This window comes from Pseudomonas sp. MF6776, assembly GCF_016613125.1.
In the GTDB taxonomy this organism is placed as follows: Bacteria; Pseudomonadota; Gammaproteobacteria; order Pseudomonadales; family Pseudomonadaceae; genus Aquipseudomonas; species Aquipseudomonas iridis.
Window position 1 is genome coordinate 108,434 of the sequence record NZ_JAENSQ010000004.1, and the last position, 25,781, is coordinate 134,214.

At 58.4% G+C, this 25,781-nt stretch carries 24 protein-coding genes and 1 pseudogene; 7 read left to right on the forward strand and 18 right to left on the reverse strand.

All coding sequences use genetic code 11. The annotated features are described in order from the left end of the window. Nucleotides 1-2: 2 nt before the first annotated feature. Nucleotides 3-779, reverse strand: a pseudogene (locus JJD74_RS31360) (PAS domain-containing protein); the annotation flags it as partial. A gap of 754 nt (nt 780-1,533) precedes the next feature. On the opposite strand from JJD74_RS31360, the gene JJD74_RS05955 reads away from it, so the two are divergent. Next, nucleotides 1,534-1,944 (forward strand): GNAT family N-acetyltransferase, encoded by a 411-nt coding sequence (locus JJD74_RS05955; RefSeq protein ID WP_042560588.1) that lies wholly within the window; start codon nt 1,534-1,536, stop codon nt 1,942-1,944. A 126-nt stretch (nt 1,945-2,070) separates the two neighbouring features. On the opposite strand, the gene def is transcribed toward JJD74_RS05955, so the two are convergent. From def to JJD74_RS05970, 3 genes are all read right to left on the reverse strand, one after another. Continuing rightward, on the reverse strand, nt 2,071-2,610 hold the full coding sequence (def, locus tag JJD74_RS05960; RefSeq protein WP_042560589.1) for a peptide deformylase: 540 nt from the start codon (nt 2,608-2,610) through the stop codon (nt 2,071-2,073). Further along, nucleotides 2,607-3,563, reverse strand: coding sequence for a YihY/virulence factor BrkB family protein (locus JJD74_RS05965; RefSeq protein WP_200612258.1), 957 nt, complete (start codon nt 3,561-3,563; stop codon nt 2,607-2,609). Before JJD74_RS05965 ends, def begins: the two co-directional genes overlap by 4 nt. A 164-nt stretch (nt 3,564-3,727) precedes the next feature. After that, the gene (locus JJD74_RS05970) at nt 3,728-3,919 is read right to left on the reverse strand and encodes a CsbD family protein (RefSeq protein ID WP_042560591.1); all 192 of its coding nucleotides are present in this window, start codon (nt 3,917-3,919) and stop codon (nt 3,728-3,730) included. 195 nt (nt 3,920-4,114) lie between these two features. Here JJD74_RS05970 and JJD74_RS05975 point away from each other — a divergent pair, with 195 nt between their 5' ends. Further along, nucleotides 4,115-4,492: a hypothetical protein gene (locus JJD74_RS05975; RefSeq protein ID WP_042560592.1), complete on the forward strand. Its 378-nt coding sequence runs from the start codon at nt 4,115-4,117 to the stop codon at nt 4,490-4,492. 170 nt (nt 4,493-4,662) lie between these two features. Here the strand turns inward: JJD74_RS05975 and fadD1 are convergent, their stop codons facing one another. Both fadD1 and fadD2 read right to left on the reverse strand, forming a co-directional pair. Further along, nucleotides 4,663-6,360, reverse strand: coding sequence for a long-chain-fatty-acid--CoA ligase FadD1 (gene fadD1 / locus JJD74_RS05980; RefSeq protein ID WP_200612261.1), 1,698 nt, complete (start codon nt 6,358-6,360; stop codon nt 4,663-4,665). A gap of 348 nt (nt 6,361-6,708) precedes the next feature. After that, a complete protein-coding gene (fadD2, locus tag JJD74_RS05985; RefSeq protein ID WP_115146152.1) occupies nt 6,709-8,397 on the reverse strand; it encodes a long-chain-fatty-acid--CoA ligase FadD2 in 1,689 nt (562 codons plus the stop codon). Between the two features lie 199 nt (nt 8,398-8,596). On the opposite strand from fadD2, the gene JJD74_RS05990 reads away from it, so the two are divergent. Both JJD74_RS05990 and JJD74_RS05995 read left to right on the forward strand, forming a co-directional pair. Next, the gene (locus tag JJD74_RS05990; protein ID WP_200612264.1) at nt 8,597-9,541 is read left to right on the forward strand and encodes an alpha/beta hydrolase; all 945 of its coding nucleotides are present in this window, start codon (nt 8,597-8,599) and stop codon (nt 9,539-9,541) included. 42 nt (nt 9,542-9,583) lie between these two features. Next, on the forward strand, nt 9,584-10,054 hold the full coding sequence (locus JJD74_RS05995) for a MaoC family dehydratase (RefSeq protein WP_003227420.1): 471 nt from the start codon (nt 9,584-9,586) through the stop codon (nt 10,052-10,054). 87 nt (nt 10,055-10,141) lie between these two features. On the opposite strand, the gene JJD74_RS06000 is transcribed toward JJD74_RS05995, so the two are convergent. Next, a complete protein-coding gene (locus JJD74_RS06000; RefSeq protein ID WP_047300134.1) occupies nt 10,142-10,609 on the reverse strand; it encodes a ferritin-like domain-containing protein in 468 nt (155 codons plus the stop codon). 204 nt (nt 10,610-10,813) lie between these two features. On the opposite strand from JJD74_RS06000, the gene JJD74_RS06005 reads away from it, so the two are divergent. Together JJD74_RS06005 and JJD74_RS06010 are read left to right on the forward strand one after the other, a co-directional pair. Then, on the forward strand, nt 10,814-11,050 hold the full coding sequence (locus JJD74_RS06005) for a DUF3820 family protein (RefSeq protein ID WP_003227425.1): 237 nt from the start codon (nt 10,814-10,816) through the stop codon (nt 11,048-11,050). A 31-nt stretch (nt 11,051-11,081) separates the two neighbouring features. Continuing rightward, on the forward strand, nt 11,082-12,263 hold the full coding sequence (locus JJD74_RS06010; RefSeq protein ID WP_047300135.1) for an aminotransferase class V-fold PLP-dependent enzyme: 1,182 nt from the start codon (nt 11,082-11,084) through the stop codon (nt 12,261-12,263). A gap of 5 nt (nt 12,264-12,268) precedes the next feature. Here JJD74_RS06010 and JJD74_RS06015 read toward each other — a convergent pair whose 3' ends face one another. From JJD74_RS06015 to zwf, 4 genes are all read right to left on the reverse strand, one after another. Continuing rightward, complete coding sequence (locus JJD74_RS06015; RefSeq protein WP_200612266.1) at nt 12,269-12,994, reverse strand: intradiol ring-cleavage dioxygenase; 726 nt, start codon at nt 12,992-12,994, stop codon at nt 12,269-12,271. A gap of 312 nt (nt 12,995-13,306) precedes the next feature. Beyond that, nucleotides 13,307-13,972 carry a bifunctional 4-hydroxy-2-oxoglutarate aldolase/2-dehydro-3-deoxy-phosphogluconate aldolase gene (locus JJD74_RS06020; protein ID WP_042560599.1) on the reverse strand — a complete coding sequence of 222 codons (666 nt, stop codon included), beginning with the start codon at nt 13,970-13,972 and terminating at the stop codon, nt 13,307-13,309. Between the two features lie 17 nt (nt 13,973-13,989). Then, on the reverse strand, nt 13,990-14,703 hold the full coding sequence (pgl, locus tag JJD74_RS06025; protein ID WP_115146149.1) for a 6-phosphogluconolactonase: 714 nt from the start codon (nt 14,701-14,703) through the stop codon (nt 13,990-13,992). Further along, nucleotides 14,690-16,156: a glucose-6-phosphate dehydrogenase gene (gene zwf / locus JJD74_RS06030; RefSeq protein ID WP_042560601.1), complete on the reverse strand. Its 1,467-nt coding sequence runs from the start codon at nt 16,154-16,156 to the stop codon at nt 14,690-14,692. Before zwf ends, pgl begins: the two co-directional genes overlap by 14 nt. Nucleotides 16,157-16,382: 226 nt before the next feature. On the opposite strand from zwf, the gene JJD74_RS06035 reads away from it, so the two are divergent. After that, nucleotides 16,383-17,243, forward strand: a complete 861-nt coding sequence (locus JJD74_RS06035) for a MurR/RpiR family transcriptional regulator (RefSeq protein ID WP_171057240.1) — start codon at nt 16,383-16,385, stop codon at nt 17,241-17,243. Between the two features lie 126 nt (nt 17,244-17,369). Here the strand turns inward: JJD74_RS06035 and JJD74_RS06040 are convergent, their stop codons facing one another. From JJD74_RS06040 to JJD74_RS06070, 7 genes are all read right to left on the reverse strand, one after another. Beyond that, nucleotides 17,370-18,224, reverse strand: coding sequence for a D-hexose-6-phosphate mutarotase (locus JJD74_RS06040; protein ID WP_042560602.1), 855 nt, complete (start codon nt 18,222-18,224; stop codon nt 17,370-17,372). 173 nt (nt 18,225-18,397) lie between these two features. Continuing rightward, nucleotides 18,398-19,747: a carbohydrate porin gene (locus tag JJD74_RS06045; protein WP_042560603.1), complete on the reverse strand. Its 1,350-nt coding sequence runs from the start codon at nt 19,745-19,747 to the stop codon at nt 18,398-18,400. 193 nt (nt 19,748-19,940) lie between these two features. Beyond that, nucleotides 19,941-21,101, reverse strand: a complete 1,161-nt coding sequence (locus JJD74_RS06050) for an ABC transporter ATP-binding protein (protein WP_042560604.1) — start codon at nt 21,099-21,101, stop codon at nt 19,941-19,943. Between the two features lie 2 nt (nt 21,102-21,103). Continuing rightward, entirely contained in the window at nt 21,104-21,949 is an 846-nt protein-coding gene (locus JJD74_RS06055) for a carbohydrate ABC transporter permease (RefSeq protein WP_042560605.1), read from the reverse strand. After that, nucleotides 21,942-22,850, reverse strand: a complete 909-nt coding sequence (locus JJD74_RS06060) for a carbohydrate ABC transporter permease (protein WP_042560606.1) — start codon at nt 22,848-22,850, stop codon at nt 21,942-21,944. Before JJD74_RS06060 ends, JJD74_RS06055 begins: the two co-directional genes overlap by 8 nt. Before the next feature lie 113 nt (nt 22,851-22,963). Continuing rightward, nucleotides 22,964-24,265 (reverse strand): ABC transporter substrate-binding protein, encoded by a 1,302-nt coding sequence (locus tag JJD74_RS06065; protein ID WP_042560607.1) that lies wholly within the window; start codon nt 24,263-24,265, stop codon nt 22,964-22,966. A gap of 119 nt (nt 24,266-24,384) precedes the next feature. Further along, nucleotides 24,385-25,644 carry a D-mannose isomerase gene (locus JJD74_RS06070; protein ID WP_200612269.1) on the reverse strand — a complete coding sequence of 420 codons (1,260 nt, stop codon included), beginning with the start codon at nt 25,642-25,644 and terminating at the stop codon, nt 24,385-24,387. Nucleotides 25,645-25,781 lie beyond the last annotated feature (137 nt).

Consider the following 25,781-nt stretch of genomic DNA (forward strand, 5'->3'; position numbering starts at 1 on the left):
TGATGGGTGATGTCGCTGGCGAACTTGACCACTTTGTACAAGCGGCCCTTGGCGTCGAACAACGGGTTATACGAAGCCTCGAGGTAAACCATCTGCCCGGACTTGTTTTTGCGCTCGAAGCGATGGGAGTGATATTCGCCGCGATTGAGCGAGGCCCAGAATGCCTTGTATTGCACCGACTCGGCTTCGGCCCGATGGCAGAACATGCTGTGATGGTGGCCGACGACTTCGTTGAGCGTGTACTGCGTGGTCTTCAGAAAGTTTTCGTTGGCGGTGATCACATTGCCCTCCGGCGTAAACTCGATCACCGCCATCGAGCGACCAATCGCCGCCAGCATGCTTTCCTCTTCATGCTCCTTATTGATCCGCGCGGTAATGTCCGACGCCACTTTGATCACACTTTTTACTTGTTTGTCCTGGCCATAGACCGGCATGTAACTAGCTTCGAGCCAGACCTCCTTGCCGCTCTTGTCCAAACGCAGGAACGTCCCGCTGATCGGCTCGCCCCGGGCCAGGTCGCGCCATAACTTCGCGTACTCCTCGCTGCGATAAAACGCTTCTTCGCAAAAGATCCGGTGATGTTTGCCGCGCACTTCTTCGGCGCCATAACCCATGGTCTTGCAGAAGTTTTCATTGGCATCCAGAACGATGCCATCGGGGCTGAACTCGATCATCGCCATCGAACGGCTGATCGCTGCCAACTTGGCATTGGCTTCAGTCAAGGCACAGCTGAAGCGCTCGATTTCCTTCAGGTCAGCCTTGTGATGTAGGTTGAACATGGTTGTATCACCTTCCGCGCGTTCTTTTGATTTGATGAAAGTTCAGGTCTTTCAGAATCCACCACTACGTTCCACAGAACAGGCACACGCATTCCTCCACGGGAGGAAGTTGTCAGGTGATAAATGATGATTAATCGGAGCGTCCATGCAGCAACGCTCTAATCAAGACATCCTTCTCTTGATAGCCCGGTTGAGGGCCAGCCCTAACGTTTTGAAGAAAGTCCATTTAGATAACGCTCCTTGTTGGTTCAGTGTCGGTGCCTCGGGTTGCGCACTCTGGCAGCATGAATCACGAACTAACCCTATGCACTCGGCATGCCTGGCACGACGGTCGACATAGTTAGTTATGGGTCAGCATAGCCAGCGCAAAGCCTGATGCAAGGCCACTAGTCGGCCAGTATCTGGCATTTTTTGCACAAAAATCGGTTCAGCCAGAAACAAAAAAAGCCTCCAGGAGGCTTTTGTGCAATGGCAAGCGAGATATAGGCAAATTATTTCTGATAGAGGCAGGAGCCCGAGAACCGGGCTCCCGAATGGCGTGATCAGTGACCGAATACGTCTACTTTCTTGGCTTTTTTCTCCGCTCGCTTCTCAATCGCGGTCTTGGCCGGTTTCTTCTTCGCGGCTTTCTTTGAATCCATACCTTTGGACATGATGATGACTCCACTCACATGACTGTAGGCTCAGGTATACACCTATCCAGTGACGCACGTTCTTTTATAATCGCCGCCTCCTCCACCGCCAGTCCGATCCCATGCCCGACACCCAGTACAGCCTGCTCGACGAATCGTTATGGCCCTTGATGAACAAGTTTTACCGCCGCCACCAATCTTCGATGAAAGCCGTGCGCGAGGCGCAGCTGTGGGTGGCGCGACGTGGCGACATTGTTGCGGCGCTATGCCTGCGGCCGGTGGCGGGTGGGCGTTGGTTGACGGGGTTGTTTGTTGATCCGCAATGCCGTGAGCAGGGGGTTGCTGCGCAGTTGATCAGCATTGCGGTGAAGGATGTAACAGAGCCGGTGTGGCTATTCTGCCATCCGGATTTGCGCGGGTTTTATGAGCGACGCGGGTTCAGTGTCGACCCCGCCCTGCCCCAGGCGATGGCGGAACGGTTGAGCCGGTATGCGCGGAGCAAACCGATGATTGCGATGGGGTTGAACCCTTGAAGCGGATAAAAACCAATGTGGGAGCGAGCCTGCTCGCGAAAGCGGTGTGTCAGACCAGTTTCTGCAACTGATGCACCGCATTCGCGAGCAGGCTCGCTCCCACAGGGGATTATTTGTGGACTCGGTTTATTCGTCCGCTGCGGGATCAAGGTCGGGGAACATCACTTCGGTAAAACCGAACTTGCTGAAGTCAGTAATCCGCGACGGGTACAACCGGCCGATCAAATGGTCGCATTCATGCTGCACCACCCGTGCATGAAAACCTGAAGCGACCCGCACAATCGGCTCGCCCTTCGGATCAAAGCCTTCGTAGCGAATCAGCTGAAAGCGATCCACCGCCCCCCGTAAACCGGGCACTGACAGGCAGCCTTCAAAACCTTCTTCCGTCAACGTATTCAGCGGCGTTATCAGCGGATTGATCAGGATGGTCTGCGGTACCGCTTCAGCGTCCGGGTAACGTTCGCTGTGCTCGAAACCGAAGATCACCAGTTGCAGATCGACACCGACCTGCGGCGCGGCCAGGCCGACACCGCCGACGCTTTCCATGGTCTGGAACATGTCGTCGATCAGTTGCCACAGCTCAGGGCTGTCGAACATTTCGGGCGGAACCGGCGGGGCGATACGCAGCAGGCGCTCGTCGCCCATTTTAAGAATTTCACGAATCATGATCTGGCTTCGTCAGTGTCCGGCTTGATCGAGTGATCGCGACCCAGGCCCGAGACGTGTTGTTTGGGAGTTTCATCGAGTTCGCCGGGGACTTTCTCGCCCGCGTCCTTGCCTTCGCTCGACATGTGCTCGATCACCGCATTCATCTCCGCGCCGAGCAGCAGCACGGCAGCGGAAATGTAGAAGTACAGCAAGAGCACAATGATCGCCCCGATGCTGCCATACATCGCGTTGTAGTTGGCGAAGGTTTTGACGTAAAACGCAAAGCCCAACGAGGCAATGATCCACACCACCACGGCCAATACCGAACCCGGCGTGATGAAGCGAAATTCCTGTTTGACGTCCGGCATCACGTAGTAGATCAGTGCCACGGCGACCATCATCAGAATCACGATGACCGGCCAGCGCGCGATGGTCCACAGGGTGACGATAAATTCCTCAAGCCCCACCTGCGCGGCGATCCAGCCCATCACCTGCGGCCCCAGCACCATCAGCGCCGCCGCCACCAGCAACATGCCAGCAATGCCGACGGTGTAGACGATCGACAACGGGAAGCGCTTCCAGACAGGTCTGCCTTCGACAACATCATAAGCGGCGTTCATTGCGCTCATCATCAGGCGCACACCGGCAGACGCGGTGTAGAGGGCAATGACGATACCCACCGAGAGCAAGCCGCCCTTGGACTGCTGCAACTGATCAATTACCGGGTTGACCTGCTCCAGCGCTTGCGGCGGCAGCACCAGCTCCGACTGCAGGCGCAGCCAGGAGAAGAAGTCCGGCAGGTGCAGGAAACCGATCAGGGCAATCAGAAACAGGATGAACGGGAACAGCGAGAACAGCATCTGGTAGGCCAGTGCCGAGGCGTAGGTCGACATCTCGTCGTCGATGAATTCAGTGACCGTGCGCACCATCACCCGGTGCAGGGGCAGACCTTTCATGTCCGGAAAAATCATTCGCGTCTCCTTTCGCCGCAATACAGGTTGAAGTCGTGGCGACTCAGGGGCCGTTTTTTACATCACGGTAGCCTGTTTGGCGACCCTTGCAGGATAACCGCAGGCTTTTGACACAAAAACGGCCATCCTTGGATGGCCGCTCGTGTCTTTCGTTCAAGGCCGGATCACGCCTTGTCGACAGTGTTCTTCACTGCGTCTTTGGCTTTGCCAACAGCTTGCTGGGCTTCGCCTTTCTTCTCTTGGATTTTGCCTTCGACCTGCATTTTGTCATTGTCGGTAGCTTTACCGATGCCTTGCTTGACGTTGCCGACTGCTTCGTTGGCCATGCCTTTTACTTTATCGCCTGTGCTACTCATGGTGTTTCTCCTTGGTGCAGTTAGGGGAAAGTCATTACGTAATCATTGACAGGCCGCTTTTGCGCCAAGTTTCATTTATTTTTAGCGGCTCATTTCGTCGCAGCGTGCAGGTTGGGCTTTATGTTTACTCGCCCAGCCCCGAGAATGCGCACCTATGGGCGCCGTGCGCCAGAGAACCGATCCCGCAGGAATGTTATGAAACTCGATAAAAAGCTGGCCATTGCCCGTAGAAACCAGGAACTGGGCGGTGCCGTGCTCGGCGTCAACAACTGCCACTTCGCCGAACTGAACCGTAACCGCAACATCTGGTGGTTCGACCTGCCGGTGGCGCGTCTGGCCGTCGGTCAGTACGAGTGGATTCATCTGCTGATGCACACACCGGCTACCGACGAACTGCTGCACCTGAAAGTGCCGACCGTGTTTCTGCGTGAGAAGCTCGAAGGGCTGGTGATTCGCAATGAAGGCAAGCGCAAGGCTGCGTTGAGCCTGGAATTGAGTGCGGACAAGGATTCGTATCTGCAGGACATGCGTCCGACGGGGACTAACGTGAATTTCGCGCCGTTTCGTCAGTAACAGAAAAAGCCAAAGCTTCGCGAGCAGGCTCGCTCCCACATTCAACCGCGCTCCGTCAGTTGAAATACGGTCAAAAGTGGGAGCGAGCCTGCTCGCGAAGACGCCATCACAGGCAACGCACACCTACAGTCTGCACCAACAAAAAGCCCCGCATCTGCGGGGCTTCTTGTTTACGCGGCGTTTTTCGCCTTGATCTTCTTCAGCTCTTCGTCGCGCAGTTCGCGGCGCAGGATCTTGCCGACGTTGGTGGTCGGCAGCGCATCGCGGAACTCCACCGAGCGCGGCACCTTGTAACCGGTGACGTTGGCGCGCATGTGCTCCATCACCTGTTCTTTGGTCAGCGTCACGCCTGGTTTGGCGACGATGAAAATCTTGATCGCCTCGCCCGACTTCTCGTCCGGCACACCGATGGCTGCACACTGCAACACACCCGGCAGGGTTGCCAACACGTCTTCCAGCTCGTTCGGGTACACGTTGAAACCGGAAACCAGAATCATGTCTTTCTTGCGATCGACAATACGCATGTAGCCATCCGGCTGGATCAGCGCGATGTCACCGGTCTTCAGCCAGCCGTCACTGTCGAGCATTTCATCGGTGGCGTCCTGACGCTGCCAGTAACCTTTCATCACCTGCGGGCCCTTGACGCACAGCTCGCCAATTTCACCCAGCGGCTGCTCGACACCGGCATCGTCGATGACTTTGCACAGGGTCGATGGCACCGGAATACCGATGGTGCCGATCTGGATGTGCTGGATCGGGTTGACCGTGGCCACCGGGCTGGTTTCGGTCATGCCGTAACCTTCGCAGATCGCACAACCGGTGACCGCTTTCCAGCGTTCGGCAGCGGCCAGTTGCAGTGCCATGCCGCCGGACAGGGTGACTTTCAGCGCCGAGAAATCCAGCTTGCGGAAACCTTCGTTGTTGCACAGCGCCACGAACAGTGTGTTCAGGCCGACGAAACCGCTGAACTTCCACTTCGACAGTTCCTTGACCATCGCCGGCAGGTCGCGCGGGTTGCTGATCAGGATGTTGTGGTTGCCGATCAGCATCATCGCCATGCAATGAAAGGTGAACGCGTAGATGTGGTACAGCGGCAGCGGCGTGATCAGGATCTCGCAACCTTCATTAAGGTTGGAACCCATCAGCGCCTTGCATTGCAGCATGTTGGCGACGAGGTTGCGGTGGGTCAGCATCGCGCCTTTGGCCACGCCGGTGGTGCCGCCGGTGTATTGCAGCACCGCCACATCACCGCTGTGCGGGTTGGCTTCTGCCACAGGCTGACCCTGGCCCTTGCTCAGCACGTCGTTGAACTTGACGGCTTTTGGCAAGTGATAAGCCGGGACCATTTTCTTCACGTACTTGATGACGCTGTTGATCAGCAAGCGCTTGATTGGCGACAGCAGGTCGGCGACTTCGGTGACGATGACGTGTTTGACGCCGGTTTTCGGCACCACGGCTTCGGCCAGGTGCGCCATGTTCGCCAGGCACACCAGCGCTTTGGCACCGGAGTCGTTGAATTGGTGTTCCATTTCCCGCGTGGTGTACAGCGGGTTGGTGTTGACCACGATCAGCCCGGCGCGGATGGCACCGAAAACGGCCACCGGGTATTGCAGAACGTTGGGCAGTTGCACGGCGATTCGATCACCGGGCTGCAAATCGGTATGCTGTTGCAGATACGCGGCAAACGCGCCGGACAATTCATACAATTCACCGTAGGTGATTGTCTTGCCCAGGTTGCTGAAAGCCGGTTTGTCGGCGAAGCGTTGGCAGGATTGCTTCAACACTGCCTGAATGTTCGGATACTCGTCTGGATTGATGTCGGCAGCAATTCCAGCCGGGTATTTATCCTTCCAAAAGTCTTCGATCATGGAAGCCCACTCCTCAGCAACGCGAATTCTTCACCGCATTTGATGCGATTATTATTGGTGTGTGTTTTGTATTGGTGAATCTGGCTTGTATATAGGCCGAGAAGTCACAAAGCGCGCCGAGAGTAGCAGCTTTGCCGAGGGTCGACTAGAGCCAAAAGCGGCCCCTACAGTCACATTGATGACTCAAGACTTTCTAGCAGTCATTTTAGAGCAAAAATCCTAGAACACCCCTAAGGCCCCTGAATTTTGGGCCTTGAAAGCAAAAGATCGCAGCCTTCGGCAGCTCCTACAGGAAACGCATTCCCATGTAAGAGCTGCCGAAGGCTGCGATCTTTGCGCTTTTGCCCTTTATGCGATATCGCGCAACTCACGCCGCAGAATCTTCCCGACCGGCGTCATCGGCAACGACTCACGCAACACAATGTGCTTGGGCACTTTGTACGCTGTGAAATTCTCCTTGCAATAAGCCTTCAGCTCTTCAAGGCTGACCCCGCTTTCCCGCGCCACCACGAACAATTTCACCGCCTCGCCCGAACGCTCGTCCGGCACACCGATCACCGCGCAGTTGGCGACTTTCGGGTGGGCCATGACCACGTCCTCGATTTCATTCGGATACACGTTGAAACCGGAAACGATGATCATGTCTTTCTTGCGATCCACAATGCGCACGAACCCGTCCGTATCGATGACCGCGATGTCGCCGGATTTGAACCAGCCCTCAGCATCCAGCACTTCGGCGGTAGCTTCGGGCTTGTTCCAATAGCCTTTCATGATCTGCGGGCCTTTGATGCACAACTCGCCACGCTCGCCCATGGGCTGCTCGACGCCGTCATCGTTGATCACTTTCAACAGCGTGCCCGGCACTGGCAAACCGACTGTGCCCAGACGCGACTGGTCGCCGTACGGATTGGTGCAGGCCACCGGTGAGGTTTCGGTCAAGCCGTAACCTTCGGTGATGCGGCAACCGGTGATCTGTTCCCAGCGTTCGGCCGTCGCCTTCACCAGCGCCGTGCCGCCGGAGTTGGTCAGTTTCAGTGTGGAGAAATCCAGGGTCTTGAAATCCGGATGCTCCATCAATGCGACAAACAGGGTGTTGAGGCCCAGCAGCGCCGAAAACCTCCAGTTCTTCAACTCCTTGATGAACCCGCCAATGTCCCGTGGATTGGTGATCAGTACGTTGTGGTTGCCGGAAACCATCATGCACATGCAGTTCGCGGTGAAGGCATAGATGTGGTACAGCGGCAGCGGCGCGATCATCACTTCCTGGCCTTCGCGCAGCAGCGGCTGACCATCCGGGCCGAGTTGCGCAAGGCAGGCGCGCACTTGCTGCATGTTCGCCACCAGATTGCCGTGGGTGAGCATTGCCCCCTTGGCAAGGCCTGTGGTGCCGCCGGTGTATTGCAACACGGCGATATCATCGAGGCCGGCCTTCAGCGGCTTGATGCCCAGACCGCGCCCCATGCGCAGCGCGCTTTTGAAGGAGATCGCCTGCGGCAGTGAATACGCCGGGACCATCTTCTTCACTTTGCTGACAACGGTGTTGACCAGCCAGCCTTTGGCGGTGGGCATCAGGTCGCCCATCTTCGCTTCGATCAGGTATTGAATGTCGGTGTCCGGGAGCACTTCCTGGACTTTCTGGCCGAACATGTTCAGGTAGACCAACGCCCGCGCGCCGGAATCCTTGAATTGGTGGCGCATCTCCCGCGCGGTATACAGCGGGTTGGTGTTGACCACGATCAGCCCGGCACGCAACGCACCGAACACGGCAATCGGGTAATGCAGGACGTTGGGCATCTGCACCGCGATGCGATCCCCCGGCACCAGATCGGTATGCGCCTGCAGGTAACCGGCGAAGGCTGCGCTCTGGCGCTCAAGCTCGGCGTAGGTCAAGGTCACGCCCATGTTGCTGAACGCCGGGCGATCCGCGAACTTCTTGCAGGAACGCTCGAACACCTCGATCACCGACTTGAACTCCCCCATGTCGATGTCCAGCGGTACGCCGGCGGGGCGTTTGTCATTCCAGAAATCAGGTTGCATTGTTCTTGTCCTCTTTACCTGAGCCGATCCGGGCCGCTTTCTGTCATTTCTGAAAAAGCGGAGCTTCACGGACACTAGCAGTTATGGCCATTCAGGCAAATATGGGCGAGGTCCTCATTGATCGTGTGAATCTTCGTGCCGTGGCGTGGGCTGATCAGACGCGCTATACAATGTGCCGACTCTGAGCAAAGGAATCGCCATGACCCACGACACCTTATGGCTGGACGCGAGTGACCGCAGCCGCCTGTACGTCAATCGCTGGCTGCCGCCCGGGCCACTCAAAGCGGTGATCCTGCTGGCCCACGGCATGGCGGAACACAGCGCTCGATATGCCCGATTAGCCGACACGTTTTGCGACAAAGGTTACGGCATGTATGCCCCGGACCTTCGCGGACATGGCAAAACCGCCGATAACGGCACCCTCGGACATTTCGCCGATGACGACGGCTGGTGCAAAGTCGTCGGTGATCTGGCCAGTCTCAACCAGCACATCGGCCAGCAGCATCCCGGCGTGCCGATCATCCTGCTCGGCCACAGCATGGGCAGTTACCTCGCCCAGGGTTATCTGCTGCATCACAGCGCCAGTCTGCACGGTGCAATTCTCAGTGGCTCGAATTTTCAACCAGTGGCGCTCTATGGTGCGGCGCGGCAAATCGCCCGTCTGGAGAAGCTGCGCCAGGGCGGCAAGGGACGCAGCGCGCTGATCGAGTGGCTGTCGTTCGGCTCGTTCAACAAAAAATTCAAACCGGTGCGCACACCTTTCGACTGGCTGAGCCGCGATCCGGCTGAAGTCGACAAGTACGCCAGCGACCCACTGTGTGGTTTTCGCTGCACCAATCAGCTGTGGATCGACTTGCTCGGCGGCTTGCAGCAAATCAGCAAAGCGTCCAATCTCGCCCAGATCGCTCCGGGCCTGCCGCTGCTGGTAATCGGTGGTGAATGTGATCCGGTGAGCGATGGCAAACGTCTGAAAGATCTGGCTGATGCATTGCGCTCGGCCGGCAGCCAGAACCTGCAACTGAAGATCTACCCGCAGGCGCGGCACGAATTGTTTAACGAAACCAATCGCGACGAAGTGATCGCCGATGTGCTGGCCTGGATCGACCAGACCCTGAGCCATCCACGCCCTCAGCGCAGCGAATAAATTTTTGTGGATTGATCCAATCCATCACAGGAATCGAGACCGATGACCCAGGTTACCAACATCCCTTACGAAGCCCTCGAAGTCGGCCAGACCGCCAGCTACAGCAAGACTGTCGAAGAGCGTGACATTCAGCTGTTCGCCGCGATGTCGGGCGACCATAACCCGGTGCACCTGGACGCCGAGTTCGCCGCCGCCAGCATGTTCAAGGAGCGCATCGCCCACGGCATGTTCAGCGGCGCGCTGATCAGTGCGGCGGTGGCCTGCGAACTGCCTGGACCGGGCACCATTTATATCGGTCAGCAGATGAGCTTTCAAAAGCCGGTGAAGATTGGCGATACCTTGACTGTACGTCTGGAAATTCTCGAGAAGCTGCCAAAGTTTCGCGTGCGCATTGCCACTCGCGTGTTCAACCAGCGTGATGAGTTGGTCGTGGATGGCGAGGCCGAGATTCTGGCGCCGCGCAAGCAGCAGACGGTGACGCTGCCGACGTTGCCGGCGATCAGCATTGGCTGATTGATTGCGCTGCGTCAGGAAAATCTTTCCCCCCAGACATAAAAAAACGCCAGGCTAGCTGGCGTTTTTTATACAGCCTACGAACGCTTACGAGCGTGCGCGGGCCTGGTTACGCAGGGCTTTCACCTGGTCGTGGTTACGTTGTACGCCGTGGTACTGACGTTCAACCAGATCACGAATACCGACCAGGTTGTGTTTGTTGATTTTTTCGATGGCTTCACGATAAGCCTTCAGGGCGTGATCTTCACCGCGCTCGGCTTCGTTCAGCACGGCTTCTTCGTCTTTGCCGGTAAACATGGCTTTGACGTCGACCCAGCGACGGTGCAGGTCACCGCTGACACTGGTGGAGGTTTCCGGATCGCCACCCAGTTTGCGAACTTCAGCTTGCAGCTCGGCAGCGGCAGTGGCGCAATCGGCGGAGCGAGTCGCGAACAGGGTTTTCAGTTCAGGATGCTTGATGTCTTCAGCGCAAGTCTTGAACCCTTCCTGACCGTCTTTGCTGGTTTCGATCAGGTCGTTCAGTACAGAGATGGCTTCTTTATTAACGTCGGTCATTTTTCAATTCCTTGCGGGTTGATGAAAGATGCAAGGGATATTGCAGAGTGCGTGCCAGCTTTTTTATTTTTTAAAAACCTTTATAAATCAACAATTTAAAGATAAATGAACTATCTGTATCTCGGTAATTTGCATGATCTGTCATTTGGCCTGCATGCAGAATGCCTGTATTTTTCAATCTGATTTGAATCCAGACGAAAACCGATGAATCCAGAAAAACTCGAACTGCTGATCACCCGCGAAATGCCCTTCGGCAAATACAAGGGCCGGATCATTGCCGACCTGCCAGGGCCTTACCTTAACTGGTTTGCCCGAGAGGGGTTTCCCCACGGCGAGCTCGGTGGCTTGCTGGCATTGATGCAGGAGATCGACCACAACGGCCTCTCGGACTTGCTCGAACCACTGCGCGCCAAACACGGCAAACCTGCCCCGCGCCACTGAAGCGCCCTTCTCTATCAGAGTTAAGCCGACCATGCCTGATAACACCCGCCGCGCCCGTGATGAAGACTTCTGGCAAACGTTCGGCAATCGCTACGACGCTCAATCCGCGCCGATAAACCTGGAGAACGGTTACTTCGGGCGCATGTCGCGCACGGTGATCGAGGAGTATCAGCGCAACATCGAGATGATCAACAACAGCAACTCGGTGTATGTACGCCAACGCTTCGAACAGCACGACAACCTCGAGATCCGGGCACAGTTGGCCGAGCTGATGGGCGTGCGTGCGCAGAGTATCGCGTTCACCCGCAACGCCACCGAAGGCCTGCAATCGCTGATCCGCAACTACAACCGCCTGCAACCGGGCGATGAGGTGTTGATCTGTGATCTGGAGTACGACACGGTCAAGGGGGCCATGCGCTGGCTGGCAAGGCATCGCGGCGTCGAGGTGATCGAGATCGCCCACGCGCATCCGGCCAGTTTCGACAGCCTGCTGGAGACGTATCGCGAGACGTTCATTCGCCACCCGAAACTCAAGTTGATGGCGCTGACCCATGTTACCCACCGCACCGGCCTGGTAATGCCGGTACAGGCGATTGCCGCGCTGGCCAAGGAACATGGCGTCGATATCATCCTCGACGGCGCTCATGCGCTGGGGCAGATGGAATTCGATCTCGAAGCCATGGGTATCGCGTTCGCCGGCTATAACCTGCACAAATGGATCGGCGCGCCGCTGACCCTCGGCTTTCTCTATATTGCCCCGCAACGCCTGGCTGATATCGATCCGGACATGGGCGAGATGCATTACCCACGCAACGATATCCGCGCACGCACGTCGTACAGCACGCCGAACATACCGGCGCTGATGACTTTGCCGCTGGTGTTCGAGGAACACCGTTCACTGGGAGGCGCTGCGGCCAAAGGTGCACGGCTCAACTACCTGCGCAATCTTTGGGTCAGCGCTGTGCGCCACTTGCCCGGTATCGAAGTCATGACCCCGGATGATCCGCGACTGTATTGCGGGATCACGGCGATGCGCTTCACCCGCCATGACGATCAACAGTTGATGGCCGAGCGACTGCTCAATGAATACAAGTTGTTCACCGTGGTGCGCACCGGCGCCGCGTGCGGGCCATGCATCCGTATTACGCCGGGGGTGACCACCACCGCCATCGACATGCAGTTACTGACCCGCGCGCTCAACGAGCTGCGTTGACTGGCTCAAACCGTGTACTTGTCGAAGTCCTCGGGTTTGATCTGCGACGACACCGCGAAGGTGTCGATGCCGATGGTCAGGTGGCCGAAGAAGCCGTCCTCGTGCGACTCTCGACCGATCGGCCAGACCGCCAGCGTCGAGGCTTCACCGTTCTGGCTGGCATAGAGAACGTCCTCGGCGTTGTTCAGCGGTAACGACGCTCGCCCGCGGTAGGCCTGGGCATTGAGCACTGACCGGGAAACCACCTCGGGAAAATACAGCTGGCCGACCCAGGCGACATTGCGCTCCTCCAGGTATTCGTTACCGGCAACGATGCGCACCGCCACATGGATGTGCAGCGCGCGCCCGGCATAGAACCCGGGATAGACGGTGGTAAATCGGGCGCGGCCCATGTGATCACAGAACTGGCTGCCGCGCAGGTAAGTGTCATCGTCCGTGCGCGGGATAGAGCCGATGGCCGCGACATCGACTTCCGCGTCCGGATTGAGGCGGCTCCAGCCCGAGTACGCACCCCTTGCGTTGCAATGCCAGATATCCACCAGCGCACCGTTGACGGGCTCGCCGGTCATGGCATCAACGATGGTCAGACGCAGGATCAGCGGCACCCCTTCAGCCCCCTCGCTGATGTTGCGCCGCAAGAGTTTGGGGTTGCGAAAGAATGGCCCGGCGATTTGCTCGGGGGCCAGTTGATACAGCGACTGCTGCGCGGTTGATGCGAGATCTCGCTCCATGAGTACGTCCTCTCTTCCATAAGATGAACGCAAGGTTAGCGCCACGAAAAATTTGCGGTGCGGTAACTATGTATCGCTGAGTAACCGATGACCTGGTTCATTAGAAGCAAGATCAAAAGATCGCAGCCTCGTTTCACTCGACAGCTCCTACAGAAAAACTGTCACGCCTCCTGTAGGAGCTGTCGCAGGCTGCGATCTTTTGATGTGGTTTTTAAACAAGGGAGCGCCCGTTTTCTACAGGCAAAAAAAAACGGTGCACCGACCAAGCGCACCGTAAAGCCGTAGAACACACAACGAAGTGTCAGGTATTGATCAGTCCAGCAGCGCCAACGCTTCGGCGGTGCATTCCTGAATGCGGGCCCAGTCGCCGTTCTTGATCCACTCAGGATCAAGCATCCAGCTACCGCCCACGCACATGACGTTTTTCAGCGCCATGTAGCTCTTGATATTGGCCGGGCCGACGCCGCCAGTCGGGCAGAATTTCACTTCGCCGAACGGGCCGCCGAGGGCTTTGATCGCGGCCACGCCGCCGCTGACTTCCGCCGGGAACAGCTTGAAGCGGCGATAACCCAGACCGTAGCCTTCCATGATCCCGGAGGCATTGCTGATGCCTGGCAACAGCGGAATCGGGCTGTCGACACTGGCTTCGAGCAGGTCACGGGTAATGCCTGGGGTGACGATGAATTGCGAGCCGGCCGCTTCAGCTGCCGCGAGCATGTTGCGATCCAGCACAGTGCCGGCGCCGGTCATGAGCTCCGGGCGCTGGTCACGCAGGATCTGGATGGCCTTGAGCCCGAACTGTGAGCGCAGGGTGACTTCCAGCGCGGTCAGACCACCGGCAGCGAGGGCGTCGGCCAGCGGCAGCACGTCCTGTTCGCGGGCGATGGTGATCACCGGCAGGATCCGTGCCTTGGCGCAGATGCTGTCGATCAGGGCAACTTTGTCCGCCATGGAAACGGTCGGGGATGGGGTTGTCATAGCGGCTGTTCCTTGGCTCATGGGCACCAGTAAATCTCTAACGTAGGTTGCAGAAACGCGCGCACCGGCATGGCCGCGACGTCATCGGATGCCAGCGCGGCATTCAGGGTGGTCAGTTTCGACTGACCGGAAATCGACAGAATCTTGTGTTTGGCCGAAGCCAGCAGCGCACGACTCATGGTCAGGCGCTGACGCGGCACACTTGGCGCCAGCATCGGCCAGCAACGACGCGTGCCGTCGGTTTGCAGCGCCTGGGCCAGGTTCGGGCTGTCGGGAAACAGCGACGCGGTGTGGCCGTCATCGCCCATGCCCAGCACCAGCACATCAATCGGCGGCAATTCGGCGAGCAAACGGTCAGCCTGTTCGGCAGCCTGCTCGACATTCGCCGCAGCGCTGTAGAGGCTGAGGAATTGCGCCTTGGCGGCCGGGCCCTTGAGCAAATATTGCTTGAGCAGACCGGCGTTGCTGTCGGCATGTTCAACCGGCACCCAGCGCTCGTCGGCGAGAGTCACGACGACCTTCGACCAGTCCAGCTCCTGCTTGGCCAGATGCTGGAAAAACGCCACCGGGCTGCGACCGCCGGACACCACCAGCACCGCGTTGCCGCGTGCGGCGATGGCATCGCTCAGTTGCTTGGCCACATTCAGCGCCAGACCTTCGGCCAACAGCACCGGGCTCTTGAATGCGTGGGCATTCACGCCCGCAGGCAGTTTCACATCAGATATCGCCATACCACGACCTCCCGTCCCGCGTGATCAATGCAATGGAGCTCATCGGCCCCCACGACCCGGCCGCGTACGGCTTGGGCGCGTCACCGGATTTTTTCCACCCGGCGATCAACTGGTCACACCACTTCCACGCGGCTTCGATTTCATCTTTACGGACAAACAGGTTCTGATTGCCGTTCATCACTTCCAGCAACAACCGCTCGTAGGCATCGGGGATCCGCGCGCTACGCCAGGTGTCGGAGAAATTCAGTTGCAGCGGACCGCTGCGCAATTGCATGCCTTTGTCCAGGCCCTGCTCTTTGGTCATCACGCGCAAGGAAATACCTTCGTCCGGTTGCAGGCGGATGATCAGTTTGTTGCTGATCTGCAGGCGCTGCTCGGGGGCGAAGATGTAGTGCGACGGTTCCTTGAAGTGGATGACGATCTGCGAGAGTTTCTGCGGCATGCGTTTGCCGGTACGCAGGTAAAACGGCACGCCGGCCCAGCGCCAGTTGCGGATGTCGGCACGCAGGGCGACGAAGGTTTCGGTGTCGCTCTGGGTGTTGGAATTCGGTTCTTCGAGGTAGCCCGGTACGGATTTGCCTTCGCTGTGACCGGCGATGTACTGGCCGCGCACGACCTGAGTGGTCAGGCCTTCCGGGCTGATCGGCGCCAGCGCCTTGAGCACTTTGACTTTCTCGTCACGGATGCTGTCGGCGGACAGGTCGGCCGGCGGGTCCATGGCGATCAGGCAGAGCAGCTGCAACAGGTGATTCTGGATCATGTCGCGCAGTTGGCCAGCCTTGTCGAAATAGCCCCAGCGGCCTTCGATACCGACCTTCTCGGCCACGGTGATTTCCACGTGGGAGATGTAATTCTGGTTCCACTGGGTTTCGAACAGGCTGTTGGCGAAACGCAGGGCGATCAGGTTCTGAACGGTTTCTTTGCCCAGATAGTGGTCGATACGGTAGGTGCGGTTCTCCGGAAAGAACTGCGCCACGGCGTCGTTGACCTTGCGCGAGGATTCCAGATCGGAGCCGATCGGTTTTTCCAGGACCACGCGGGTGTTTTCTGCCAGCCCGACATTCGCCAGGTTCTCGCAGATCGCGCCGTACACCGCCGCCGGAGTGGCGAAGTAGGCAATCATGCGTTGCGTGCTGCCGGCCATTTCGGCCAGCGCGACGTAATCTTCAGCCTTGAGGAAGTCGACGTGCAGGTAGGTCAGGCGCGCCAGAAAACGTTCGGCGACAGCCTCGTTCAACTCGTTGCCGACGTAGCGGCGCAATTCGGCGGAGATGAATGCCAGGTGCTGCTGCTCGGTGCCGTCTTCACGGGCCAGCGCGATGATGCGCGTGTCCTCGTGCAACAAGTCAGCGCCATCGAGGTGATAAAGGGCAGGAAACAACTTGCGCAGGGCCAGATCGCCAAGAGCGCCGAACAAGGCAAAGGTGCACGGTTCAACCGTAATCGAAGGCATGATGTTTGTTCTTTTATCAAGTTAAGCTACAAATACCTTTTTTCAAGGCATCACTCAAGGGAAAATGTAGTAATAAACACAACATTTTCGCAAAATATAGATTCCGAGTGGTGGTCGGTCGGAGCCATCAGTAGGATAGGCCACCGTTACGGGCGATATCAAAGGCCCAATTTGCATAGCCCGGCGCACCTTTGCGCAGGTGAATTAGGAATTCCATATGGATCGCGTGCGAAATTTACTGGAACAGATCCAGAGTCGCCTTGAAGACCTGAACAAGGCCGAACGCAAAGTCGCCGAAGTGATCCTGCTCAACCCGCAGCAGGCCACCCGCTTCAGCATCGCCGCCCTCGCCCAGGCTGCGTCGGTGAGTGAGCCGACGGTCAACCGTTTTTGCCGGTCGTTCGGCGTCAGCGGCTACCCCGAGCTCAAGCTGCAACTGGCGCAGAGCCTGGCCAGCGGCGCGGCGTATGTCAGCCGGGCGGTCGAGGCCGATGACAATCCCGAAGCGTACACGCAGAAGATTTTCGGCAGCGCCATTGCCTCACTGGACAGCGCTTGTCAGGCGCTTGATCCGAACCTGATCAGCCGTGCCGTCGACCTGTTGATTCAGGCGCGGCAGATTCACTTCTTCGGCCTCGGGGCTTCGGCGCCGGTGGCCCTGGATGCGCAGCACAAGTTTTTCCGTTTCAACCTGGCGGTGACAGCGCATGCCGATGTATTGATGCAGCGGATGATTGCTTCGGTTGCGCACACCGGCGAGCTGTTCGTGATCATCTCCTACACCGGCCGCACCCGTGAACTGGTGGAAGTGGCGCGCATTGCTCGCGAGAACGGTGCTTCGGTGCTGGGTTTGACCGCCGAGAATTCGCCGCTGGCCAAGGCCAGTACCTTGAGCCTGAACATTCCATTGCCTGAAGACACCGACATCTATATGCCGATGACTTCGCGGATCATTCAGTTGACCGTACTGGATGTGTTGGCGACCGGGATGACGCTGCGTCGCGGGGTGGATTTCCAGCCGCATCTGCGCAAGATCAAAGAGAGCTTGAATGCGAGCCGGTATCCGGTTGGCGACGAGTTCAATTGATCCGAAATCTCGGCTAACAGATACACCCTCTTCGCGAGCAGGCTCGCTCCCACATTTGAAATGGATTTCCCTGTGGGAGCGAGCCTGCTCGCGAAGAGGCCAGCCGATTCACTGCATGGCTTTGAATCAGGCAGCCGCCCACGCCTGCAAACTCAAATGCGCCTTCTCCCCCGGCGCCAGATGCAGACTGTCGGTGCCCCCCGCCGCCGCTTCAACACACACAAACTCCAACACCTCATCCCAGCTAACGCCCAGCAACGGCCGCGAGCCCGGATGCCACACCACCGTGTCTGCACTGTCACCCGTATCGATGCACAACTCGCGCTGCCAGGCGTGATCCTTGAGCTGTAATTCGCCGTCGTGCTGGAAAACCCGCTGACAGCCGCCGTCGACCCGCAACTCGCCTTCCTGCTGGCAAGCCTGGCGGTTCAACTGGTCATAACCTTGTGCGCCTTCGAGCCCAGACAGCGCTATCTCACCGACATCGCCAATACGCCAGTAAGCGTGCAAAGCCTGGCTCAACTGGCATGGCATGTCGTCCTGGTGCTCGGTGCTCAAGCGCAACTCCATGCGTTCCCCAAGGTGAGCGTGGAGGTCAACCTGCCAGTCGCACAATTGCAATTGCCAGTGCAGGCGCACGCCATCTTCAGCGCTGCTGCTGTCTAGCAACTTCCAGTCGAGCAGGCGCGCCCAACCATGGGATGGCCACGCGTTTTCGCTTGGATGGCGGCCATACCACGGCCAGCACACCGGCACACCACCACGGATCGCACCCACATGCGGCCACTTCGCCGCACACCACAACCACGGCTTTTGCCCGCGCGGCTGAAAGTGCAGCAACTGCGCGCCCTGACGACTGAACACCGCCTGACACAGCGGATGATCGATCACCAATACGTCGCGCATCTGATAGCGCTCCCAAGCGAAAACAGGTTGCTCGCGCAGGGATTTGAAGAAGCGTTGCAGCGGATGCTCATGCATGGGACCACAGTCCTGAAATCGTCTTTCACAGGGCGGCGCCTGCCCCAAAAAAAAGCGGACAGCCTAAGGGGCGTTCTCAATTGGTTTCCCCACCGCGGCGGGTACAAACAATTGAGAACGCCCCTCGCTGTCCGCAAATATGCGCACATAGAGAGGAGCTTATCGCAGACGCGTTAGAACACCGACTGAATTTTCAGGCCGGCGACCAGAGCGTTGTCCACTTCATCAACACCGCCCGGGTGCGTGATGTATTGCAGGTTAGGACGCACGGTCAGCCAGTTGGTGACGTGGAAGCCGTAGTTGATCTCGTAGTTGTATTCGGTTTCACGAATTGGCGAGAACGCGGCATTGTCGTAGTCGGACACACCGTTGGAAGCGTTCAGCAGTTCAGCGTTGCGCTTCACGTCCTTGTTGACGTGGATACGCGCCGCGCCGATACCGACGTCATCCTTGGGACGTGCGTCGAACGGGCCTTTGTAGACAAACATCACCGACTGATAGTTGTCGATGAAGTTGGTGTCCTTGTCGTGGAACGTGGCGTTGGCCGCGATGTTCAGGCCGCGGGTCGCATCGCCGTTATGGCTGGTGAGTTGCTGTTGCGCCACGAACCAGTAACCGCTTTTGCTGCTGTGGGTCTTGTAGGCGTCGCCAGTAGTGGCAGCGTCGAAACCATTGATATCTTCACGAACATCATCAGCGTCCGCCGTGCTCTTGTAGTAACCGACGCGGTATTCGCCCGGCAGGCTGTTAACCTTCGGCGACCAGACCAGTTCGACCGGCAAAACGGTGCCTTTGGTGCCGCTGCCGCTGAGTTTGAAGCCGTTGCCGTGCTCCAGTTGCGACGGGTTCTGGTTGTACGCACCGATCTGAGCGTAGAGCTCATCATTGATGTTGTACTTCACACGGATCGCGGCCTGGCTGACGGGCCAGTTGTACCAGATGTTGGTCGCCCAGTTACCCACTTGCGAACCGCAGAACGCCAGGTTCTGGAAGTCGCACGGGAAGGTGTTGAAGTCTTCGCCTTCACCGAAGTAACCGGCCTTGACGTCGAGTTTGTTGTCGAAGAACTGGTGCTGAATCCACAACTGGGTCAGACGCACCATGTGGCCACGGCCGTAGACTTCCTGCGACGAACTCAAGGTGCCGGCACGCGGATCACCAACACGGTCGTTGGAGATGTTGTAGCCGTTACGGTTGGTCAGTTGGATCTTGGCCTGAGTGTTGTCCCAGCCCCACAGCTTTTGCAGATCGAGTGCCACGCCCAGACCGAACTGGTCAGCGTAACGCGCAGTCTTGTCGTCGTTGAAGCCACCGTTCAGGTTGCCACCGACTTCCCCAACGTAGTCGGCCTTGATGTCGATACCCTGCTCGATCAGCTTGGTCCGCTCGCCACCCCAGTCACCGGTCATCCATTTGGAGTCGGAGCTGAAAGCATCCGCCGCCATCGCATTGCCGGCCAGCACCAGTGCTGCCGCAGCTGACACTTGGCAGATCAACCGGGCATTGACGTGTTTCATTTTCATCCCTACATCCTCGTCTTTATTGTTATTAACTGTTTTTATCTAACGCGGTTTACATAAAGTGCGATGGATTACAGGCAATCCACCGCGTGCTCCTTTGTGGGAGCGAGCCTGCTCGCGAATGCGGTGTATCAGGCGACATCAGTGCTGGATGTCAGACCGCTTTCGCGAGCAGGCTCGCTCCCACATTTGTTCTTCACCGGCCTTTGAATTGGGCCACGTTCGCAGACCGCGCATCGGTCTGTGCTTGACCGGCAACGCCCAACCGCTCGCCAGTCTTGGCATCAAACAACAACACTTTCGACGGATCGAATTGCAGCGTAAGGCTCTCGCCCACTTGCGGCGCCACGTCTGGCGCCAGACGGCAGCAGACCTTGGTGTCGTTCAGATTGACGAACACCAGCGTGTCCGGACCGGTCGGCTCGGTAACCTGCACTTCAGCGCGAATGCTCGGCAGGCCGTTGCCCTCGCCGTTCGCCAGAACGATCTGTTCCGGGCGCAGGCCGAGGATCACTTCGCGGTCTTCAAGACCGGCGTCCTGCATGCCCATCGGCAGTTCGCAACGGGCCTGGCCGCTGTCGAGCAGCGCCAACAGACGACCGTCCTTGCGTTGCAGACGCAGCGGGATGAAGTTCATTGGCGGCGAACCGATGAAGCTCGCCACGAACAGGTTGGCAGGGTCGTTGTAGATCTCTTTTGGCGTGCCGAACTGCTGAATGATGCCGTCCTTCATCACCGCCACTTTATCGCCCAGGGTCATCGCTTCGATCTGGTCGTGGGTCACGTACACCGTGGTGGTTTTCAGGCGCTGGTGCATCAGTTTCATTTCGGTGCGCATCTCGACGCGCAGCTTGGCGTCGAGGTTGGACAGCGGTTCGTCGAACAGATAAATCTTCGGCCGACGCGCCAACGCACGGCCCATCGCCACACGCTGTTGCTGACCACCGGAGAGCTGGCCCGGCTTGCGGTTGAGCAAGTGTTCGATCTGCAACAGCTTGGCCACGCGAGCGACTTCTTCGTCGATCGCCGACTGCGGCATCTTGCGAATCTTGAGACCGAACTCGATGTTCTCGCGCACGCTCATGGTCGGGTACAAGGCGTAGGACTGGAACACCATGGCGATGTCGCGATCCTTGGGGCTCATGCCGCTGACGTCTTGATCGCCAATCATGATCGCGCCGCCGGTGATGGTTTCCAGCCCGGCGATGCAGTTCATCAGCGTCGACTTGCCGCAGCCCGACGGGCCGACGAGGATCAGGAACTCACCTTCCTTGATCGACAGTTCGATGTTCTTCAGGGTGTCCGGCAGGCCGGGGCCATAAGTCTTGTTTACGTTGCGAAGTTCGAGCGTTGCCATGATTACCCCTTGACCGCGCCGGCCGTCAGCCCGCGCACGAAATACTTGCCTGCGACCACATAGACCAGCAGGGTCGGCAGGCCGGCGATCATCGCCGCTGCCATATCAACGTTGTATTCCTTGGCGCCGGTGCTGGTATTGACCAGGTTGTTCAGCGCCACCGTGATCGGTTGCGAATCACCGCTGGAGAACACCACACCGAACAGGAAGTCGTTCCAGATCTGGGTGAACTGCCATATCAGGCAAACCATGATGATCGGCGTCGACATCGGCAGAATGATCCGCCGAAAAATGGTGAAGAACCCTGCGCCATCAAGGCGTGCGGCTTTCACCAATGCATCGGGAATGCTCACGTAGTAGTTACGGAAAAACAGCGTGGTAAACGCCAGGCCGTAAACCACATGAATGAACACCAGGCCGGTGGTGGTGCTCGCCAGGCCCATCTTGCCGAGGGTGAACGAGGCCGGCAGCAGCACGGTCTGGAACGGCAGGAAGCAGCCGAACAGCAGCAGGCCGAAGAACAGTTGCGAACCGCGGAAGCGCCAGAACGACAGCACATAGCCGTTCAACGCACCGATGGCGGTGGAGATGATCACGGCCGGGACGGTGATCTTGATCGAGTTCCAGAAGTAGCCGTCGACGGTGGCCCAGGCTTTCACCCAGCCGATGCCGGTGACCACGGTCGGCCAGCTCAGCAGGTTGCCGGTGCCGATGTCTTCCGGGGTCTTGAAGCTGGTCAGCAGCATGACCACCAGCGGCACCAGATACAGGAGCACCGCGAGGATCAGCACCGCGTAGATCGCGATGCGACTCAGGCTGATGGGGGATTTGGCAGCGAGACTAGTCATTACGCTTGGTCCTCAGCTCGGAGTACAGGTAAGGCACGATGATCGCGAGAATCGCACCGAGCATCAGAATCGCACTGGCCGAGCCCATGCCCATCTGGCCGCGACTGAAGGTGAAGGAGTACATGAACATCGCTGGCAGGTCGGAGGAGTAACCCGGACCACCGGCGGTCATCGCCGCGACCAGGTCAAAGCTCTTGATCGCGATGTGCGCCAGAATCATCACGGCACTGAAGAACACCGGACGCAGGCTTGGCAGCACGACTTTCCAGTAGATGCGCGGCATGCTCGCGCCATCGATCTGCGCGGCACGGATGATCGATTGGTCAACCCCGCGCAGGCCGGCGAGGAACATCGCCATGATGAAGCCCGAGGCTTGCCATACAGCCGCGATCACCAGGCAATACACCACGCGATCCGGGTCGATCAGCCAGTCGAGACGGAAGCCTTCCCAGCCCCAGTCACGCAACAATTTGTCCAGGCCCATGCCCGGGTTGAGCAGCCACTTCCACGCGGTACCGGTGACGATCATCGAGAGCGCCATCGGGTACAGGTAAATGGTGCGGATAAAGCCTTCACGACGGATACGCTGGTCGAGGAACACCGCCAGCAACACGCCGATCACCAAGGTGATGCCGATGAACATGCCGCCGAACATCGCGAGATTCTTGCTCGCAACCCACCAGCGATCGTTGTCGAACAACCGCGCGTATTGCGCCAGACCGGCCCACTTGTAGTTGGGCAGGAATGTCGAGGTGGTGAACGACAGCACGAACGTCCACAGGATGTAGCCATAGAAGCCCACCAGCACGATGAACATGCTCGGCGCCAGCACCAGTTTAGGTAGCCAGCGCTGCAATGCATCGAACGGCGAGGCTTTGCTGAACACAGCAACAGAACTCATGGGGAAATCCATAAAAAAGAGAAGAGCAGCTACAAGCTGCAAGTTTCAAGCTGCGAGATAAGCAGGGCAGTGCTCTTACTTGCAGCTTTCAACTTGCCGCTTGCCACTAAGGCTTATTTGGCCGACTTGATTGCCGCGCCGAGTTTCTTGGCGGTGTCGGCCGGGTCGGCTTTCGGGTCGTTGATGTAGTTGGTGACTACGTCAAAAAACGCGCCTTGTACGGCCAGCGTGGTCGCCATGTTGTGCGCCATGCTCGGCTGCAGGCCGCCGGACTTGGAGTCCGCCAGGAAGTCCTTGGCAGCAGTTTGTGCGCAGGAGTCGAAACCGAGTTTCTCCATGTCGTTCAACATGTCGATTCGTACCGGGATCGAGCCTTTGTTGATGCTGAAGACTTTCTGGAAGTTTTCACCCAGCACGACTTTGGCGATGTCCTGCTGACCAGCCGCGGTGCCCGCGTCTTTCTGCTTGAACACGGCCAGCGAGTCGATGTTGTAGGTGAACGCCTTATCGGTGCCCGGGAACGCTACGCACTGGTAATCCTTGCCGGCAATTTTCTTCGCGGCGGTCCATTCGGACTTGGCCCAGTCACCCATGATCTGCATGCCGGCCTTGCCGTTGATGACCTTGGCCGCTTCCAGGTTCCAGTCCTGACCTTTGCCGTCGGCGTCCATGTAGGTCGCGACTTTCTTCAGCTCGGTCAGCGCCTTGACCATTTCCGGGCCAGTCAGCGCAGCGTTGTCCAGATCGACCAGGGCTTTCTTGTAGCCATCAACGCCCATGACCGAAAGCACAACGGCTTCGAACACGGTGCTGTCCTGCCAAGGCTGACCGCCGTGCGCCAGCGGGATGAAGCCCGCAGCCTTGAGCTTGTCGCCAGCGGCGTAGAATTCTTCGAGGGTGGTCGGGGCTTTTTCGATGCCGGCTTTCTTGAAGACTTCCGGATTGATCCACAGCCAGTTCACACGGTGAATGTTCACCGGCACGGCCACGTAATCACCGTCGTACTTCACGGTATCGGAGACTTTCTTGTCGAGCAGGCTGTCCCACTTTTCCGACTTGGCAACGTCCTTCAGAACGTCGGTGTCGAGCAGGCCGGTCGACGCCCATTCCTGGATGTCCGGGCCTTTGATCTGGGCAACGCCTGGCGGGTTGCCGGCCACTGCACGGCTTTTCAGCACAGTCATGGCAGTCGCACCGCCACCACCGGCGACAGCGCCGTCTTTCCAGGTGAAACCGTCTTTTTCGACTTGGGCCTTGAGCACATCAACGGCAGCTTTTTCGCCACCTGAGGTCCACCAGTGCACGACTTCCACCGAACCTTTGGATTCGGCAGCGGAAACACTGAGAGGCAGAATTGCGAGCGGGAACAGGGAGGCGACAGAAATGACAGTAGCGAGGCGAGAAATCGCATTCATCTGAGATGTACCTTTCTTGTTGTTATGCATTGCAAGTCTGGTGCTTGCGCTGCACAGGAGTTTAAACAGGGCGATTCCCCTCGCAGGTAACGAAGGGACGCGCGAATGTCACCACATGGTTACACAGGAATGCTCTGGGACAAGCGCGCCAGCGCAGTGGCCATGCTAGGTGCCAAGGGTAGACGCGGGATCAGCACCGCCTGCCAGGCGTGGTACAGATCGGGTTTGCCCGGCCAGATATCGGCACTTGGAATGTTTTGCGGATTGAGTTCGTGGTGCCAACTGCCGTCGCAACGGTCGATGAAATTCACATCGCAAAAATCCCAGAACAGGCGGTACCAGGTTTCATATTGCTCATCGCCGGTGCGCTTGAGCAAAGCGCTGGCCGCAGCGCTGGCCTCGGCATGCGTCCAGTGCAAGCGATGGCGGACCACGGCTTTGTTGTTCCAGTCGAGGGTGTAGACGATGCCCGGCGCGCCATCGACATCCCAACCGTAACGGCAGTTTTGCTCGAAGAGTTTCTGCGCGTCGGTGGCGAGCCAACCGGGGGTAAGCATGCCGGCCTGCACTCGCGCCGCTTCGAGGTGCAGCAACAGCCGCGCCCACTCGAAACCGTGTCCCGGCGTGGTGCCATAAGGGCGGAAACCGTCGGCGGGATTGTCATGGTTGTATTCGCGCAGCGGTTGCCAGTCGCGGTCGAAGTGCTCAATGACCATGTAATCGTTGGCAGCAGCATGACCATGAATTACCCGCTCGACGATGCGTTGGGCGCGCACCAGCCAGCGTGGGTCTTCAGTGACATCGGCCAGGGCGAGGAACGCTTCGGTCGCGTGCATGTTGCTGTTGGCGCCGCGATAGGCTTCCTCTTCGCTCCAGTCACGATTGAAGAATTCGCGCATGGCGCCCTCTTCTTCGCTCCAGAAATAGGTGTCGATGATGTCGATCGCATCATCCAGCAGCGCCTGCGCACCGGGACGTCGTGCGACCACCGCCGAGCTCGCCGCCAGTGCCACGAAGGCGTGCAGGTAGGCGTTCTTGCCGGTGTTGTCATCGCGATGCTCGGCCACCGCAAACCAGCCACCGTGCAGCGCATCACGCAGCGGCCCGCGCAGGGCGGCAATGCCGTGATCGACCAGTTCGGCAAACCCCGGCAACCCCTGAATGTGGGCCATGGCGAAGCTGTGGGTCATGCGCGCAGTGTTCATGGTTTCGGCTCGTGCGTTCGCAGGCAAACGGCCGCGTTCGTCGAGGTTGCCGAAGCCTTCGGGCAGGCGTGACGCCCTGGCGAAATCCAGCAGGCGCTGGCCTTCGGCGGCAAGCCATCGCTGGTGCGCGGGGGCATTGAGCCAGCTGCTGAAGCCGGGTTCGAAGTGGTCCATGGGTGGCCTTTTTTGTTGTTATGACTGCGGGGAGTCTAAACAACGGGCCGGGGTGGGCTTGTAACGAAGGGGACGGGTTTTGTCACTGATTCGTGACATGAAAAGCAAAGTCAAAAGATCGCAGCCTTCGGCAGCTC

Coding starts and splice junctions, on each gene's coding strand:
- JJD74_RS06010 (WP_047300135.1), top strand. CDS start 11,082: ATGCCTGATAACACCCGCCGCGCCCGTGATGAAGACTTCTGGCAAACG.
- JJD74_RS06005 (WP_003227425.1), top strand. CDS start 10,814: ATGAATCCAGAAAAACTCGAACTGCTGATCACCCGCGAAATGCCCTTC.
- JJD74_RS05995 (WP_003227420.1), top strand. CDS start 9,584: ATGACCCAGGTTACCAACATCCCTTACGAAGCCCTCGAAGTCGGCCAG.
- JJD74_RS06040 (WP_042560602.1), bottom strand. CDS start 18,224: ATGCATGAGCATCCGCTGCAACGCTTCTTCAAATCCCTGCGCGAGCAA.
- JJD74_RS06020 (WP_042560599.1), bottom strand. CDS start 13,972: ATGACAACCCCATCCCCGACCGTTTCCATGGCGGACAAAGTTGCCCTG.
- JJD74_RS05975 (WP_042560592.1), top strand. CDS start 4,115: ATGAAACTCGATAAAAAGCTGGCCATTGCCCGTAGAAACCAGGAACTG.
- JJD74_RS05955 (WP_042560588.1), top strand. CDS start 1,534: ATGCCCGACACCCAGTACAGCCTGCTCGACGAATCGTTATGGCCCTTG.
- JJD74_RS05965 (WP_200612258.1), bottom strand. CDS start 3,563: ATGATTTTTCCGGACATGAAAGGTCTGCCCCTGCACCGGGTGATGGTG.
- fadD1 (WP_200612261.1), bottom strand. CDS start 6,360: ATGATCGAAGACTTTTGGAAGGATAAATACCCGGCTGGAATTGCTGCC.
- JJD74_RS06060 (WP_042560606.1), bottom strand. CDS start 22,850: ATGAGTTCTGTTGCTGTGTTCAGCAAAGCCTCGCCGTTCGATGCATTG.
- JJD74_RS05970 (WP_042560591.1), bottom strand. CDS start 3,919: ATGAGTAGCACAGGCGATAAAGTAAAAGGCATGGCCAACGAAGCAGTC.
- JJD74_RS06000 (WP_047300134.1), bottom strand. CDS start 10,609: ATGACCGACGTTAATAAAGAAGCCATCTCTGTACTGAACGACCTGATC.
- JJD74_RS06045 (WP_042560603.1), bottom strand. CDS start 19,747: ATGAAAATGAAACACGTCAATGCCCGGTTGATCTGCCAAGTGTCAGCT.
- JJD74_RS06070 (WP_200612269.1), bottom strand. CDS start 25,644: ATGGACCACTTCGAACCCGGCTTCAGCAGCTGGCTCAATGCCCCCGCG.
- JJD74_RS06055 (WP_042560605.1), bottom strand. CDS start 21,949: ATGACTAGTCTCGCTGCCAAATCCCCCATCAGCCTGAGTCGCATCGCG.
- pgl (WP_115146149.1), bottom strand. CDS start 14,703: ATGGCGATATCTGATGTGAAACTGCCTGCGGGCGTGAATGCCCACGCA.
- def (WP_042560589.1), bottom strand. CDS start 2,610: ATGATTCGTGAAATTCTTAAAATGGGCGACGAGCGCCTGCTGCGTATC.
- JJD74_RS06065 (WP_042560607.1), bottom strand. CDS start 24,265: ATGAATGCGATTTCTCGCCTCGCTACTGTCATTTCTGTCGCCTCCCTG.
- zwf (WP_042560601.1), bottom strand. CDS start 16,156: ATGCCTTCGATTACGGTTGAACCGTGCACCTTTGCCTTGTTCGGCGCT.
- JJD74_RS05990 (WP_200612264.1), top strand. CDS start 8,597: ATGACCCACGACACCTTATGGCTGGACGCGAGTGACCGCAGCCGCCTG.
- JJD74_RS06050 (WP_042560604.1), bottom strand. CDS start 21,101: ATGGCAACGCTCGAACTTCGCAACGTAAACAAGACTTATGGCCCCGGC.
- JJD74_RS06015 (WP_200612266.1), bottom strand. CDS start 12,994: ATGGAGCGAGATCTCGCATCAACCGCGCAGCAGTCGCTGTATCAACTG.
- fadD2 (WP_115146152.1), bottom strand. CDS start 8,397: ATGCAACCTGATTTCTGGAATGACAAACGCCCCGCCGGCGTACCGCTG.